Annotated in this window: 16 protein-coding genes; 7 read left to right on the forward strand and 9 right to left on the reverse strand. The window is 41.1% G+C overall.

Annotated elements, in window-relative coordinates:
• On the forward strand, positions 1 to 1,537 hold a 1,537-nt coding region (locus ACFE93_RS31035), incomplete at its 5' end, for a tetratricopeptide repeat protein (protein WP_375479395.1).
• Positions 1,538 to 1,583: 46 nt separating this feature from the next.
• Here the strand turns inward: ACFE93_RS31035 and ACFE93_RS31040 are convergent.
• The 3 genes from ACFE93_RS31040 to mnmA form a co-directional block, all read right to left on the reverse strand.
• The gene (locus ACFE93_RS31040; protein WP_375479397.1) at positions 1,584 to 1,985 is read right to left on the reverse strand and encodes a hypothetical protein; all 402 of its coding nucleotides are present in this window, start codon (positions 1,983 to 1,985) and stop codon (positions 1,584 to 1,586) included.
• A 162-nt stretch (positions 1,986 to 2,147) separates the two neighbouring features.
• On the reverse strand, positions 2,148 to 2,318 hold the full coding sequence (locus ACFE93_RS31045; protein ID WP_375479399.1) for a hypothetical protein: 171 nt from the start codon (positions 2,316 to 2,318) through the stop codon (positions 2,148 to 2,150).
• A gap of 86 nt (positions 2,319 to 2,404) precedes the next feature.
• Entirely contained in the window at positions 2,405 to 3,460 is a 1,056-nt protein-coding gene (gene mnmA, locus ACFE93_RS31050) for a tRNA 2-thiouridine(34) synthase MnmA (protein WP_375479423.1), read from the reverse strand.
• Positions 3,461 to 3,777: 317 nt separating this feature from the next.
• Here mnmA and ACFE93_RS31055 point away from each other — a divergent pair, with 317 nt between their 5' ends.
• From ACFE93_RS31055 to ACFE93_RS31070, 4 genes are all read left to right on the forward strand, one after another.
• On the forward strand, positions 3,778 to 4,728 hold the full coding sequence (locus ACFE93_RS31055; RefSeq protein WP_375479401.1) for a hypothetical protein: 951 nt from the start codon (positions 3,778 to 3,780) through the stop codon (positions 4,726 to 4,728).
• 148 nt (positions 4,729 to 4,876) lie between these two features.
• Positions 4,877 to 5,851 (forward strand): cysteine synthase A, encoded by a 975-nt coding sequence (locus ACFE93_RS31060; protein ID WP_375479403.1) that lies wholly within the window; start codon positions 4,877 to 4,879, stop codon positions 5,849 to 5,851.
• Between the two features lie 160 nt (positions 5,852 to 6,011).
• Positions 6,012 to 6,347, forward strand: coding sequence for a ferredoxin (locus ACFE93_RS31065; protein ID WP_375479425.1), 336 nt, complete (start codon positions 6,012 to 6,014; stop codon positions 6,345 to 6,347).
• Positions 6,348 to 6,399: 52 nt separating this feature from the next.
• Positions 6,400 to 7,389: a DUF5331 domain-containing protein gene (locus ACFE93_RS31070; RefSeq protein WP_375479405.1), complete on the forward strand. Its 990-nt coding sequence runs from the start codon at positions 6,400 to 6,402 to the stop codon at positions 7,387 to 7,389.
• Position 7,390: 1 nt separating this feature from the next.
• On the opposite strand, the gene ACFE93_RS31075 is transcribed toward ACFE93_RS31070, so the two are convergent.
• The 5 genes from ACFE93_RS31075 to ACFE93_RS31095 form a co-directional block, all read right to left on the reverse strand.
• Complete coding sequence (locus tag ACFE93_RS31075) at positions 7,391 to 8,386, reverse strand: YgfZ/GcvT domain-containing protein (protein WP_375479407.1); 996 nt, start codon at positions 8,384 to 8,386, stop codon at positions 7,391 to 7,393.
• A gap of 404 nt (positions 8,387 to 8,790) precedes the next feature.
• Entirely contained in the window at positions 8,791 to 9,120 is a 330-nt protein-coding gene (locus ACFE93_RS31080) for a Txe/YoeB family addiction module toxin (protein ID WP_375479409.1), read from the reverse strand.
• A 9-nt stretch (positions 9,121 to 9,129) separates the two neighbouring features.
• Positions 9,130 to 9,417 (reverse strand): type II toxin-antitoxin system Phd/YefM family antitoxin, encoded by a 288-nt coding sequence (locus ACFE93_RS31085; protein ID WP_375479411.1) that lies wholly within the window; start codon positions 9,415 to 9,417, stop codon positions 9,130 to 9,132.
• A 142-nt stretch (positions 9,418 to 9,559) separates the two neighbouring features.
• Entirely contained in the window at positions 9,560 to 9,757 is a 198-nt protein-coding gene (locus ACFE93_RS31090; protein ID WP_375479413.1) for a hypothetical protein, read from the reverse strand.
• An 86-nt stretch (positions 9,758 to 9,843) separates the two neighbouring features.
• Positions 9,844 to 10,773: a helix-turn-helix transcriptional regulator gene (locus tag ACFE93_RS31095; protein ID WP_375479415.1), complete on the reverse strand. Its 930-nt coding sequence runs from the start codon at positions 10,771 to 10,773 to the stop codon at positions 9,844 to 9,846.
• Between the two features lie 136 nt (positions 10,774 to 10,909).
• Here ACFE93_RS31095 and ACFE93_RS31100 point away from each other — a divergent pair, with 136 nt between their 5' ends.
• Positions 10,910 to 11,194 carry a hypothetical protein gene (locus ACFE93_RS31100; protein WP_375479417.1) on the forward strand — a complete coding sequence of 95 codons (285 nt, stop codon included), beginning with the start codon at positions 10,910 to 10,912 and terminating at the stop codon, positions 11,192 to 11,194.
• A gap of 47 nt (positions 11,195 to 11,241) precedes the next feature.
• Here the strand turns inward: ACFE93_RS31100 and ACFE93_RS31105 are convergent, their stop codons facing one another.
• The gene (locus ACFE93_RS31105; RefSeq protein ID WP_375479419.1) at positions 11,242 to 11,730 is read right to left on the reverse strand and encodes a hypothetical protein; all 489 of its coding nucleotides are present in this window, start codon (positions 11,728 to 11,730) and stop codon (positions 11,242 to 11,244) included.
• Positions 11,731 to 11,893: 163 nt separating this feature from the next.
• On the opposite strand from ACFE93_RS31105, the gene ACFE93_RS31110 reads away from it, so the two are divergent.
• A complete protein-coding gene (locus ACFE93_RS31110) occupies positions 11,894 to 13,798 on the forward strand; it encodes a protein kinase (RefSeq protein ID WP_375479421.1) in 1,905 nt (634 codons plus the stop codon).
• Positions 13,799 to 14,010 lie beyond the last annotated feature (212 nt).

Here is a 14,010-nt window from a genome sequence, read left to right on the forward strand (position 1 = left end):
TCATACAAATGTACTATATTTTCGCGATCGCCTGTGCCAGTTGCGTAAGTCCTGTCTTAGTAATATTGGGGGTGCTTATCGTAGTATTGGACAATATTCAAATGCTTTAGAGAACTATCAAAAAGCGCTTTCTCTTCATCTTGAGGTCATGGATCGCAAAATGGAAGGAAAAACACTTTGTGGTATTGGGGCAGTGTATTCATTATTAGGACAATATTCAGAAGCACTACAGCACTATAATCACTCCTTAATAATTAGTAGAGAAGTAGGCCATCTATCTAATGAAGCTGCTACTCTCAGTCATACTGGCTTAATTTATGAAAGGCTTGGACAGCCTCAAAAAGCCTTAGAGAAATATCAAGAGGCACTAAAAATTTACAGGAGTCAAAATCATCGAAATGGTGAAACATCTATTCTTAACAATATAGGACAAATTTACAATGAATTAAGCCAATATCCAGAAGCATTAGAGCTACATCATCAAAGTCTTAATATTCAGATAGAAAATAATCATTTATCAGGTCAAGCTTATTCCCTGAATAATATAGGATGTGTTTATCGCCAGATGGGACAATATACAAAAGCGCTAGAACACTATAAAAAAGCTTTTAAAATTTTCAAACAATTAGATGATCGCGCTAACGAAGCTACAGCCCTCAATAATTTTGGAGGTATTTATGATCAGACAGGACAGTATCAAGAGGCATTAAAATATTATCACCAAGCTTTATCAATTCGTCGAGAAATAGGAGCGCAGCAAGACGAAGGTACTACTTTAAATAACATTGGAGCAGTTTATAGTTTTCTAGAAGAATTTCCAAAAGCATTTCAATACTATGAAGAAGCTTTAAGTCTACATCGGCAGATTGGTGATTTTGGTGGTCAAAGTACAACCCTAAATAATATAGGTCATATATACTTTCGCTATAGAAATTATACAACAGCTTTAGAATGCTATCAAGAAGCATTAGTAATAGCAAGTAAGATGGGCGATCGCGACACAGAGGCTACTGTTTTGAGTAATCTTGGGTTGCTTAACGCTAGTTTAAAAGACTTTGAAAAAGCATTAAGCTATTACGAGCTGGCATTAGCACTTCGACGAGAAATTAAGGCTCGTCCAGGCCAGGCAGAGACTCTTTATCTCATAGGTGATGTCTATTGCGATTTAGGAAATTACTCAAAAGCACAAAATTATCTTCAAGAAGCTCTAGCAATTAGTAAAGAAATTGGAGATAGTCTGAGTGAGAGTAATACTCTTAGTATTTTAGGGTTGATGTATAGACATCTGAAAGAGTATGAAAAAGCTATAAAATGCTATCAGCAATCTTTAATTATTTGTAAACGATTAGGCAATCGGATGACTGAACTTCAAAATATTGAACATATAGGCGAACTATTTATTGAGATCAAACAACATTCCAAAGCCCTGAAATATTATCAGCAAGCATTAGCAGTAGCTAAAGAGCAAGGTTATCAAAATAATGAAGATAAAATTATTGAGATAATTAATGAAATTAACAGTTGTTTATCTGATTGATTGACTGAACCTTGGTTAAAGATAAAAAGCGATCGCTATTTCAGTACTATGGTTTTTGAAGCTGCAAATATTCCAACAGTAGTAACCGCAAATAATCTAACGTTCTAATATAACTATTTATCTGTTCATAATTGCCATTACTGCCAAAATAAAAATTCGCAATCTGAGGTACATTTAAAACTCGCATAGCTTGTAATTGGTCAATTGCCTGGGCTTGATTGACAATTTGACCTGTGGATTGAATTTGACTTGCATAACCTCTAATATTTACTGTTAAAAGTTCAAGTTCTTCTAAAAGTGAAAAATCTTCCTCTTCTGGTGGAAAATGAATAGAAATTTCTTTTCGTTCACCGCGTGTATTTTGATAAGTATTAGTCAACTGTGCTAATAATTGAATAATGTTTCTCTTAATTAATTCTTGCTGATTTAAAATTGCTTTAGTCATCATTGACTCCATAAGTAACTATCTTTTCAGTACCATATTTATCGGATCTGACAATCAGATATTCATTGCTTTTACGATATACAGCTGAACTATCTCCACGATATCCAGTTTTCGGAACTCTAATCGCTCCTTTTTTATTAAAGTTATGAGCCTTGCGTAGATACTTTAATGGGTCAATTCCTTTTCATTAGCATGGTCTAAGATACTCTGGGCAACACTCGTATAGGTGGCAGCATCCCACTCACTTATGTACTTTTGAATCTCTGTCACCTCTGCTGAGGTATAGCTTTCTAATAACTGTATCAAAAACTGGTCAGAGATAGGTTCTTCCGGCATATATCCAATTTAATAATAAAAATACCCCTCCTTACAAGTAAGGAAGGGTGGTTTTGCTTTATGCCAAAACAGGGTAAAAGTTATTTTTAACTAAACTGTTCAATTATTCCGCCACCTAACACTTTCTCGCCGTCGTACCACACCGCCGCTTGTCCAGGGGTGATGCTGATTTGGGGTTCATCAAACACCAAACGCACACGAGAGTTTTCCAACGGAATCACCGTCACGGGTGTAGCCGTTGAACGATAGCGAATTTGCACGTCGGCATGAATTGGGGTAGATGGTTCGGCAATGGAAACCCAATTTACCCGATTTACAGTGCATTCTGGTTGAGTTACTTTTGTGCGATCGCCTACTACTACTTTATTATTTTCCGCATCTAATTCAATCACATACAACGGTTCGGCAGCAGCAATCCCCAAGCCTTTGCGCTGGCCAATTGTGTAGTGATGGACACCATCATGCTGTCCCAAAACTTTGCCTGTAACATCGACAATATCGCCTGTTTTGGGAGCTAAATATTTATCCAAAAATGCCCGCATGGAACCGTTACTTTCCACTAAGCATAAGTCTTGACTTTCTGGCTTATCAGCAGTTTTCAGTCCGTATTCAGTCGCAATCCGGCGCGTGTCAGTTTTTTCTAGTTCGCCTAGAGGAAATATCGTTGCTGCAAGTAAATATTGAGACAAATCATAGAGAAAGTATGACTGGTCTTTGTTGCGATCAACAGCCCTTAATAACTGGTAACGTCCAGTTGCTTCGTCATAGCTAATTCGGGCATAATGACCAGTGGCAATGCGATCGCATCCCAATTCTTCACGAGCATACTGCACCATTGGCCCAAACTTCACCGTTTTATTGCACTGGGAGCAAGGCAAAGGTGTGATTCCAGCACTGTAACCAGTCACCAGGTAATCGACAATATGCGTCTGAAAGACATCCCGAATATCGACAATCTGATGGGGAACGCCCAATTGTTCACAGATATCAGCCGCGTCGATCATACCTTCAGAGCAACATTGACCTTTGCCTTTCATTAGCCAAAGAGTCAAACCAATCACTTCATAGCCCTGATGGTGCAGGATAGCTGCGGCGGTGGAACTGTCAACGCCACCAGAAAGACCAACGACGACTTTTTTCATACAAAGCACGACACGATAGCTGCGTGGTTGTCCAATTGTAGCACACACTCTTCAAAGCCTTGCTACTAAAGCGCTTCAGTTTTAAAGGCAGAAGGCAGGAGGAAGGCAGAAGGGAAGAGGATTATGACTTGTTTCTTCCATCCATAACAGCAGCAAGCGCGTCCGTAAACAGCTTTCATCTAAGATTAATTACAGATGTATTTTTTGCCACGCAGATGAGGTAACTTTACGTTAACGCTATATAGTTACTACAACGGTGAACAATAAGTTTCTGATATGAAATTACTTAAAAATACTGTGACTACTTTCTAACTATTATGTCGAGAGTAATATCAAGTCAATTTATCCCATTTCAGATGCTGCGTCGAAGTTCTCAGGGTTGGAAGCCCACTATCAAACTTCTCTTTTTGTTAGTAGGAGGATGCTTAGTACTGATTCCCGACTCTACCCCAGCACAAGCACAAATTTCCAACAGCAACGTGCTACTGGCTCAAGAAACTGGTGAGATTTTACCGCCACCGCCAATTCCTTTTGGTCAACAGCCATCACCGCAGTTACAACCGATTCAACTACAGGACTTCAATCAACCGGAAGTGAACTTTCAGCCTTCCCAACCAGTACAGAACAATCAGCCGGAAGTAAACTTTCAGCCCTCCCAACCATTACAGAACAATCAATTTGAGCAAAATTTTCAGCCCTCTCAACCCGCACAGTTTAGTCAATATAACCAGAACTTTGAGCGCTATTTAGTTTATGTTGATGGTAGTGATTACCAGACACTACAAGCAATACGTCAGATTGAACCCAGTGCTTACATTCGCCAGTTCCAAGGCCGGAATGTAATTCAATCAGGAGTTTTTAACAGAGTAGCCAACGCCCAACAACGGGTAAATGAGCTACAATCACGAGGCATATATAACGCCCGAATTATTAGCTTTGGTAACGGACAAGAAATAAATGCAGGTAATGGCAACTATAACTATATAGACGATCGCAATAATATAAATGCTAATAGGCGAGTCTTTAGATATTATGTCGCCATTCCCACCACTTCTGAACAGTTACCTGCGATCGCAGCACAAATTAGGCAGAATCTAGGCCAATTTACGCAAGATTTAGAACGATCTGGCGGAGTCCTCGAAAGGACGCAACCACGGGGGCCACACGTAGCAGTAGGGCCCTTCCCCAATCGATTCCAAGCTGAGGAATGGAACAGGTATATACGAAAGCTCGGATACAGTAATGCCAGAGTTTACTACGGAAAGTGAATAAGTGGGCAGTTAAAAGTGAGATAGGAAGTACACCAACGGCAAGCCCTTCAATGTAAGTATCATAGAATTTGAGGCAAATCAGTTGTAAATCATGCTACAGCTATCAGCCAAAATTTTTATAGAGACTCACACAAGTACAGTCAAAATGGATATAAAGAATGGCTTCGTTGGCGCTGTTGGCAATACCCCTTTAATTCGCTTAAACAGTTTTAGCGAAGAAACAGGGTGTGAAATCCTTGCGAAAGCAGAATTTCTCAATCCTGGAGGTTCTGTCAAAGACCGCGCCGCACTTTACATTATCGAAGATGCAGAAAAGAAAGGTCTACTCAAACCTGGTGGCACGGTTGTAGAAGGATCCGCTGGTAATACTGGCATTGGACTAGCACATATTTGCAACGCTAAAGGCTACAAATGCCTAATTATTATTCCCGATACCCAATCACAAGAAAAGATAGACGCACTGACAGCACTAGGAGCAGAAGTTCGTCCCGTCCCCGCCGTACCCTACAAAGACCCGAACAACTACGTCAAGCTATCTGGTAGAGTCGCTGCTGAGTTGGAAAATGCCATTTGGGCAAATCAGTTTGATAATTTAGCCAACCGCCTCGCCCACTACGAAACCACAGGGCCGGAAATTTGGACGCAGACAGATGGTAAAATAGATGCATGGACAACTGCAACTGGTACTGGTGGTACTTATGCTGGTGTAGCATTGTACTTAAAAGAACAAAATCCAGCAATTAAATGTGTTGTAGCCGATCCGCTAGGTAGTGGACTTTATAGCTATGTCAAAACTGGCGAAATCAAGATAGAAGGAAATTCCATCACTGAAGGCATTGGTAATGGTCGTGTCACAGCCAATATGGAAGGCGCACCTGCTGATGATGCCATCCAAATCGATGATAAAGAAGCTTTGCGAGTAGTTTACCAACTGCTGAAAAAAGATGGATTGTTAATGGGCGGCTCAACGGGTATTAATGTTGGGGCAGCTGTTGCCTTAGCGAGGCAGTTGGGGCCGGGACATACCATTGTCACCATCTTGTGTGATAGTGGTTCCCGGTATCAGTCGCGGATATTTAACCCGGAATGGCTAGCCTCAAAAGGACTTTTAATAGATTAGTCATTGGTCATTAGTTATTGGTCATTAGTCACTTGTACTGAGCATAGTCGTTGGCGCAGCCTCTCCAAAAGTTGTATTGGTCATTAGCTTCCGACTTTTGACAAAGGACAAATGACTAATGACAAAGGACAAAGGACAAAGGACAAAGGACAAAGGACAAATGAACAACCTAACTCAACCATCAGACTTCCCGATAATAAATCGAGATTCTCCTAAATGTGTGCGGGTTTGTCAAAATCGTACTTGCAAAAAACAAGGTGCAGCCAAGGTTTTAGCCGCTTTTACAGCTTTGCCAATCCCTGGTGTAACTGTAACGGCTAGCAGCTGTTTAGGACAATGTGGCAATGGGCCGATGGTGCTGATATTACCCGATATGGTCTGGTATAGCGGCGTTCAACCTGATGAAGTATCTCTACTGATAGAAAATCATTTGCTAGGTGGTCAAAGAGTCGAACAGATGCTCTATTATCGGTTTCATCCCCAGAAAGAAAGCTAATTAACAAGATTGGGGTCTGCAATATTTTTGACTGAAGTGAGGCATCTACCCAATGAATATCCAGCAGCTGCGTCAATCCTTAAAACAAAAGTGGCTTATTTACTACAAGCAAAATATTTCCTGGCTGGTCAAAATGCGAATTTGGGCCACTTACGATGGTTTGCGCCGTCCTTTGTCCGGTTTTATTTTGGCAACACTGTCTGTTTTGGAACCCCAGTTTGATGAAATACTTTCTTTTATGGTGCAGCTGAATAACGATCCAGATAAAATAGTCGCTGCTTTAGGTCTTAACTTCAATCCCGATCAAGAGTTACGTTTAATAAAATCAGACCATTTTATAGCTACCTCTCAAGTTGAAAACGAGTCGCCAGATGAGAAGTCTTCTGAGGATAAACATCTGTCATCAGTTGTAACTGCTACCGAGATTGTGCCTAATTCTCTTGCTAAAACTCCAGACTCCCACTTGCCACGCGCCGAGAAACTTGTGCCATCATTTACAGCTACTACTGAGGTAGTTCGTACAAGCAAACCTGAGTTGGTAGTTACATTTGCTACTAAAATTGCTCCAGATACTCCAGCCAAAACGCCAGCCTCTGGTTTTGTAAGCGAATATCAACCACTAGAATCGCCCCTTGAACGCCTCCCTTCAGGAAACTCGCTGACAATGACTGCTGAGGTTAACACCAAAGCCAAAACTATGCCATCTGCGGTGTTAGCTACTGAGGTTAAAAGCAACCCGCCATCTAACCGAATCCCTGTAGGCGCATTCCTGGCAATTACTACTGAGATTGACAGTAATGGCAAACCAGTGCGTAACTGCTTTGCAGCTTGTCGTCAGACATCGCCCGTTGGGCAGCTCCCTTCAAGAGCATCGCTAGCAATTACTACTAAGGTTAAAAGCAACGACAAACAACCGAATATTCAACCACAAGAAGTTAAGAGCAAAGTAAATTTACCAACTACAAATGCCCGTAGTTTAGCTTCTTGGGTAGATGAATTTTGTTACGGTGCTAGGGATAAAGAGAAAGATATTTTAATTTGAATTACGGGTACTCGTGAGAAACAAACGGGATTTCTACTATTTCACCCTCAGTTTCTCCTACTTGGACTTTTAAACCTACGCCACCAGCTTTGGTGCGAATGTAACCTAGTCCAAAGTAACCATCAGCTGTTTGGGTGTAACTAGTAAGTTTGCCGACCTTTTCATCTCCAACTGCGATCGCACTTCCAACTTCCACAGGGGCACTGAGGCGAACTCCAAGCAGGTGTTGTTTTACACCTTTATATGTATTTAATCGAGCAATAGTTTCTTGCCCAATATAGCAACCTTTAGTAAAAGAAATTGTTTGCCACAAGCCAACTTCCAGAGGATTGTAATCATCTGTGAGTTCCGCATCTGGCGCAGGGCGGCCTTGTAAGATTCGCAAAGCATCCCAAGCGCGATCGCTCATCTCTACTGCCCCAGCTTCTAACAATTTGTTCCACACTGTTTCTTTATCAGTATAGGGGAAAGTGAAGGTGTATCCGGGCGCAGCTAACCCGCTACCTACAGCAATCCGCACGCCCTCAGCCGGAGCGATCGTGTATACTTGGTGACTACCATAAGGTTGGCCGATCAGTTCGCCAATACCCAACTTTTCTAAAACAGCGTCGCTTCCTGGGCCAATCAGGCTGAAGGTGTTGGTGTATTGGGTAATATCAGATAATTCCACCTTATCTGCATAGAAAATATATTTATCCAGCCATTCCATCAAAAACTGGCGACGGTTGGGTGAAACCAGCAAGATTACCGCATCTTCTCTAACGTAGGCGGTTACTAAATCAATTGTTCTGGCTGTGGAAGTAACAAAAACCGTATCACAACCTTGTCCTGGCTTGAGTATTTGGAAATTGTTAGTACTTTGGTTGTGTAAGAAGTTGAGGCGATCGTCGCCAGCTACTTTGATCCGTCCCCAGGCGGTGCGATCGCAGATTGCAACCCCAACTCTGGCAGCTTGGATAGCAGCTGCGTCTTTATCGTCAAGTGTAGATGTTGGCATAGCGATCAGAAGTTGCCCTGTTTGAATGTTGTCGCACTGGAAATCTTAGCAAATAAGCGTTTGCGGCTTCAATCTACCTCCGGTTTTCTTCTAACGTTTAATCAAAATCTTATCAACAGCGCGATTTTGTGAAGAAAATTAAAGCTGTGGTTAGCAAAATCATTCTTTTGTTGATGAAAATCGCGATTTTGTGAAGAAAATTAAAGCTGTGGTTAGCAAAATCATTATTTTGTTGATGAAAATCGTGATTTTGTGAAGAACGTTAAAGCTGTCGTTAGTAAAATCATTATTTTGTTAAGAACATTAAACCTGTCGTTACGACATTAAGTTCTGTCGTTATGAGAGTGATAACGGCGATTCATGGCGATCGCTCTTTTTCAAAATTACATTATTTAATCATGAAATTAGCGATCGTTATAATGGTATCGTGCCTGAATAAACTCGATTCGGTTATCACTTACTACGTAAACAATCCGGTCAGTTTGAGTGATTCGGCGCGACCATACATTTGCATCATAGTATCTCAATCTTTCAGGATTGCCTGTACCTTCAAAGGGATTCCGCCTAATCTCTTCAACTAAAGATAAGACGCGGAGTGCAGTTTTTCTATTTGTCTCTACCCAGTAGGTAAGGTCTTCCAGAAATCTCCGGTCAAAAACGAGGTTACGTTCTAAATTATCTTCTTGAGAAACTTCAGATTGGGGAAGTGCATCTGGTTGTAAGTTATCCGACATTGAATTTATTTACTCTTCTTCGTAGAGCGAGAACTCCTTACGCAACTCGTCTATAGTTTGGGGCATATTAGTCTTAGCTTTAACACGTTGTAAAGCATCTAAAAGACGTACTGCATTCTCAGGTGATTGGAACAAATATGCTGTCTCTATGATGCTGTTAAGTTCCACAGTAGGTATGACAGATACGCTTTCTGCACCTTCACGATTAACAACTACAGGTTCACGAGTGCTAATTGCCTCTTCGTAAATTTTTTCAAAATTATTGCAAGCTTCGGTGTAGTTTGTTTTATTAGACATTTTTTGTTCTTCAACTTATCTGTTAATTTTTGCTGGCTGTGAACTAAAGAGTTGCTTCCGCTTGAATTTCTTGAATGATGGTTAAAATTTCCTCTTTCGATTCAATGTGTCTTGCTAAAACTTCAGCGGTTTATTCCAGTACCTACTCAGATGATAACTTGGCTAAATCTTGCCGCAAACTCTGCCCAATATATAACTTTAGCAAGGCTTCAAGTGACATATCTTGACTGGCTGCTACTTTTTCGAGCGATCGCAATGTATCTGTTGGTATCTTTATTGATACTGTTTCTTTCGCACGGGGTCTTAGGTGTAGTTCTAGTTCTTCTTCAGGCTTGTTCATATAGCTTTTTTTCAGTGCAAGTAGCTGGATGGGCAGAAATAATGCGTCTTCACCTAATATGTTGTATTTAAAATACGTTCAATATATTAATGCTTATCCATTAAAATTTTTCCAAAATAACTAAGAAAGTCTTGCAGGACTTCCTTTAAATTAATGGATACCTTCCACATATTCCACTTATCATTAAAACGCTCGTCATAATTGACTACTAAGTAAGTGCTACCATCACTCAAAGTTTCCGGGTTAAATTCCTCTAAGGTCATGCTAGAGCCAGCAATATATCTATCACCCACTGTTTGACCTTCAACTTGCAAGATGTGCCAATAATTAAGATGGAGTGATTCTAAAAAAATATCTTTTTTATTAGGTAATACCCAAAACCTTCCCTTTGTACAAAGGCATATCTCTTCTACAGCATCACTGTATTCCCAATACTTCAGGTTGAGTAAATGTGGTTCTAAAATATCTAAGGGCATAGAAATAGATAAACGCTCTTTCTGTTTTAATAAAATAAGTTGATAAGAATTACTTCCTTTTTCCAGCTTTTTTAGTCGATAGCCTACATATTGCAATGCCTTGCTCATCTTAAACTTTTGCTCAAAACCGAGCGCCTCAAGTATATTGATAGCCAAAAACATCAATTCCTCCCCAGGTTCTTCAAAAATTTCGTCACCTGACAAAACTAAAGAAGTCACACCGTCATAGTTTATCTTTTCCAATTGGTTGCTAGCTTCATTGGTAATAGCAGGAGAGTAATTACTTACCCACTCAGGTTTGTACTTGAGAAATAGATCCTTTAACTTGTCTCTTAAAGGGCGATCGCCTGGAAATTCGCTTTTAATACCAAAATCTTTATATACATTTGAGATTTGCTTGCGTACAGTTCCTTCCGCACGTCCCCTAGACTGAGCAATCTCATCATTAGTGTATCCAGCCAGCAACAACTTCAACACCTCTACCTTGCGAGGTGCTTTCCTTAGCTTTTCCAAAGCTTCATTAAACTGCCGACTATTCATACTTTTCAGAATACCGCATTTCCCCTAATCTGCGTACTTTGCGTATTGCGCGTATTTACATTTGCTTTACGGGTGTCCATTGCTTTGCGTATCTGCGTAATGAGCATGATATACACAGGAGCGTTTGAGTGAACCAATGGAAAATGATTCTAAATTTGTTCAATTAGAAATACCAGGAATGGAGCAATTTCTTATCCAAAAGAAAACTGTCTCAGAAACAACCAAGATGACTCTACAAGCTATTAGAGATATTTCGGCTAAGAGTCCAGATAATCAAATCGGATTCCATCAATTAGAAATACCAGGGATGGAAGAATTTCTCGCCAAGTTGAAAACACAGTCAGAAGCTACCAACTCAATAGACTACAGCCGCATGAGTGAAGATTTTGCTGCTCGAGGAAAAAGCGATCGCCTTACCTGATAAGCCCACGCAAGTGGGCTTAGTTCGTGTATTCTATTTTCAGGGCTTCAACTCTCTGGCAATTTAGCAAACGCCTGTTCAACTAACTCCTTTGACTTAGCATCCAAACGCAGCCAATCCACTTCACCGAATTCATCGATTAAACTAGTATCAATATCAGCAGCTTCCTTCTCTGGGCTGTATTCAATAAAACACACTTCATAACACAGTTCCCACAAATCGATACTCGCTTCTTGCTGTTGACGCTGCAAACGTAGATGATATCCTGGATGGGGCATCGGCAGACGAGCCAGAGTTCCTCTGATTTCATCTGCTTCTTGGGGTGTTGCAGTTTCCATTGCTTGCAATAGCTCAGTCACCAATGCTTTGAGTTCATCAGTGGTGCTAGGCGGCCAAATCAGGACATCATGGTAAGTTCCCGTCCAGGAAGATTCATCAAGCTGCTTGCGGATATTGTCGATAACGCGAATGAAAGCAGGTTGCATGAGGATTTCAGCCTGCTGCCATGCAACTGGATTTGTTATTTTAGGTGGCATTGGTAATAAACAGGGGCACTAAAAGAAAAATAAACAGTCTGCGTTTATTAAAAAGCTGCGTTTTTAATCTAAATCTTTTCTCAAGATAGCGGATTTCATTGAAGAAAATTTGGAGATATTTATTACCAGCTGGAAAATTAGGTAATAACTCTGGGGAGGGAATATGATCGGCAAGCTACTAGACCATCGTTACCAAGTAATTCGAGTCCTCGCGATGGGAGGATTTGGTCAAACCTACATTGCCCAAGATACTAGGCGACCCGGCAATCCCATCTGCGTTGTCAAGCACCTCAAACCCGGAACTGACCCCAGAGTTTTTGATACTGCTAAACGCCTGTTCAGCAGTGAAGCCGAAACCTTAGAAAAACTAGGCAACCATGACCAGATACCCAGGCTGCTGGCATACTTTGACGAAAACCAAGAATTTTATCTAGTACAAGAATATATTGAAGGACATACCCTAGCTGAGGAACTTATACCTGGTAAGCGCTGGAGTGAAAGCCAAGTAGTTCAACTGTTGCAGGAAGTTCTGGAGATTCTGGAATTTGTCCATCGCCAAGGCGTGATTCACCGCGATATCAAACCGGATAATATCATCCGTCGCGCCTCAGATAATAAGTTAGTTTTAGTTGATTTTGGAGCAGTGAAGCAATTGCGTACACAACTGGTAACAGTGGGCGGACAACCCTCTGCGACAGTGGTTATCGGTACTCCTGGCTATATGCCCACAGAACAAGGGCAAGGTAAACCTCGTCCCAACAGTGACATCTATTCCCTTGGCATCATCGCCATTCAAGCATTAACAGGATTACAGCCAACAGAATTGCAAGAAGACCCCGAAACGGGGGAAGTTATCTGGCGGCATTCAGTAACCGTGAACCATCGACTGGCGGCAGTATTGTCCAAGATGGTGCGTTATCACTTCAAAGACCGCTACCAAAATGCTACAGAAGCACTGCAAGCGTGTAAAGACGCGATTAATCCAGTACCTGCACTTTCCATACCTCAAGAAGCCACCAAAAATTCTAGTTATCAAGCAGCCAAATCTCAGCCTCAAGTATCTCGGCTGCAAACTGTTGCAGTTGCACCAGCCAATCCTGTCAAACCTGCGCGTAAAGACTCTAGTAAATCCGACCCTTGGCCGATATTAATTGGCATATTACTGGCGGGTGGTGCAGCTGCCTTGGTAGCAAATGTATATCCAAATGTGAAAAATTTAGCTTTAAATCTTACAGGTAAGGATACTGCCTTAGCAAACAAATGCTCGGCTGTTGTCGTCGGAAATTCTAATATCCGTTCTGAACCCAGTTCGATAAATTCTGATAATGTTTTGCAAACTGTGGCTGATAACACCAATTTTGAGGTGACTGGCAAGCGCACAAAACGAGGTTGGATAGAAGTTAAACTTAAATCTGGTGGTTTGGCTTGGGCACACCCAGATGTCATAGCCAATAAAGATCAATGGGGTTCTTGCCTACGTGAAAAGGGCATTGCAACTAGGATTGTAGATGATAGTAGCTTGATTGCAACTCGAACAATTCCTAAGCCAAAACCAAAATCTAAGGATATAGTAAGTCCATTATCAGAAAAGCCGAAGGGGTCAACTGACGATGCTGAAAAATCAGAACGATCGCAGTCTAATGATAACAGTGCCAATATTATCGAACAAGCAAAAAAGAAGTATGATTCCGGGGATATAATTGGAGCGATCGCACTTTTAAGATCGGTTCCGGCAAATGCTGCTTCTGGTATCCAAGAAACAGGCAAAATGATTGCCCAGTGGCAGGAAGATTGGGCTAAGGCGGAGGCGTTATCTAATGAGATCAACAAAGCAATAGATGATGGGAAATGGGATAAAGTTTTAGATTATAGAAACCATCCAGAAAAGTTGCCTAATACTCAATATTGGCGAAATAGAATAGAACCATTATTTAAACAAGCAGCCGAAAATCTAGCAAAACAGGCACTAACTAAGCTAGAAAATCAAGGTAATCAGAAAAATACCCAACAGAAAGTTTCTGATACTAATCAACCTGCAACCACAGAGACTCCTAAAAGCGGCTTTTAACAGTTACAGCAGTTTGCAAGTAAGTGAGGTACAAAATGCAAGACTCAACATCAGATATAAAGGGCTTCTACCTTTTGCCTCCTGCCTCCTGCCTCAAAACCCGTAACTTTGTACTTTATGTAAAACAAAACTGCTGTATCAGTATACCTCTTGCAAAAGTTCCTCCCCACTCCCAACCCCTCCCCGATGCCTTGGGCTACTGTGTACACATA

Source organism: uncultured Nostoc sp. (assembly GCF_964247315.1).
Classification (GTDB): domain Bacteria; phylum Cyanobacteriota; class Cyanobacteriia; order Cyanobacteriales; family Nostocaceae; genus Nostoc.

Excerpts from the sequence above, each read along its gene's own strand:
- ACFE93_RS31085 (WP_375479411.1), bottom strand. The coding sequence starts at position 9,417 with ATGTCTAATAAAACAAACTACACCGAAGCTTGCAATAATTTTGAAAAA.
- ACFE93_RS31110 (WP_375479421.1), top strand. The coding sequence starts at position 11,894 with ATGATCGGCAAGCTACTAGACCATCGTTACCAAGTAATTCGAGTCCTC.
- ACFE93_RS31100 (WP_375479417.1), top strand. The coding sequence starts at position 10,910 with ATGGAAAATGATTCTAAATTTGTTCAATTAGAAATACCAGGAATGGAG.
- ACFE93_RS31070 (WP_375479405.1), top strand. The coding sequence starts at position 6,400 with ATGAATATCCAGCAGCTGCGTCAATCCTTAAAACAAAAGTGGCTTATT.
- ACFE93_RS31040 (WP_375479397.1), bottom strand. The coding sequence starts at position 1,985 with ATGATGACTAAAGCAATTTTAAATCAGCAAGAATTAATTAAGAGAAAC.
- ACFE93_RS31080 (WP_375479409.1), bottom strand. The coding sequence starts at position 9,120 with ATGTCGGATAACTTACAACCAGATGCACTTCCCCAATCTGAAGTTTCT.
- ACFE93_RS31095 (WP_375479415.1), bottom strand. The coding sequence starts at position 10,773 with ATGAATAGTCGGCAGTTTAATGAAGCTTTGGAAAAGCTAAGGAAAGCA.
- mnmA (WP_375479423.1), bottom strand. The coding sequence starts at position 3,460 with ATGAAAAAAGTCGTCGTTGGTCTTTCTGGTGGCGTTGACAGTTCCACC.
- ACFE93_RS31060 (WP_375479403.1), top strand. The coding sequence starts at position 4,877 with ATGGATATAAAGAATGGCTTCGTTGGCGCTGTTGGCAATACCCCTTTA.
- ACFE93_RS31055 (WP_375479401.1), top strand. The coding sequence starts at position 3,778 with ATGTCGAGAGTAATATCAAGTCAATTTATCCCATTTCAGATGCTGCGT.
- ACFE93_RS31090 (WP_375479413.1), bottom strand. The coding sequence starts at position 9,757 with ATGAACAAGCCTGAAGAAGAACTAGAACTACACCTAAGACCCCGTGCG.
- ACFE93_RS31065 (WP_375479425.1), top strand. The coding sequence starts at position 6,012 with ATGAACAACCTAACTCAACCATCAGACTTCCCGATAATAAATCGAGAT.
- ACFE93_RS31105 (WP_375479419.1), bottom strand. The coding sequence starts at position 11,730 with ATGCCACCTAAAATAACAAATCCAGTTGCATGGCAGCAGGCTGAAATC.
- ACFE93_RS31075 (WP_375479407.1), bottom strand. The coding sequence starts at position 8,386 with ATGCCAACATCTACACTTGACGATAAAGACGCAGCTGCTATCCAAGCT.
- ACFE93_RS31045 (WP_375479399.1), bottom strand. The coding sequence starts at position 2,318 with ATGCCGGAAGAACCTATCTCTGACCAGTTTTTGATACAGTTATTAGAA.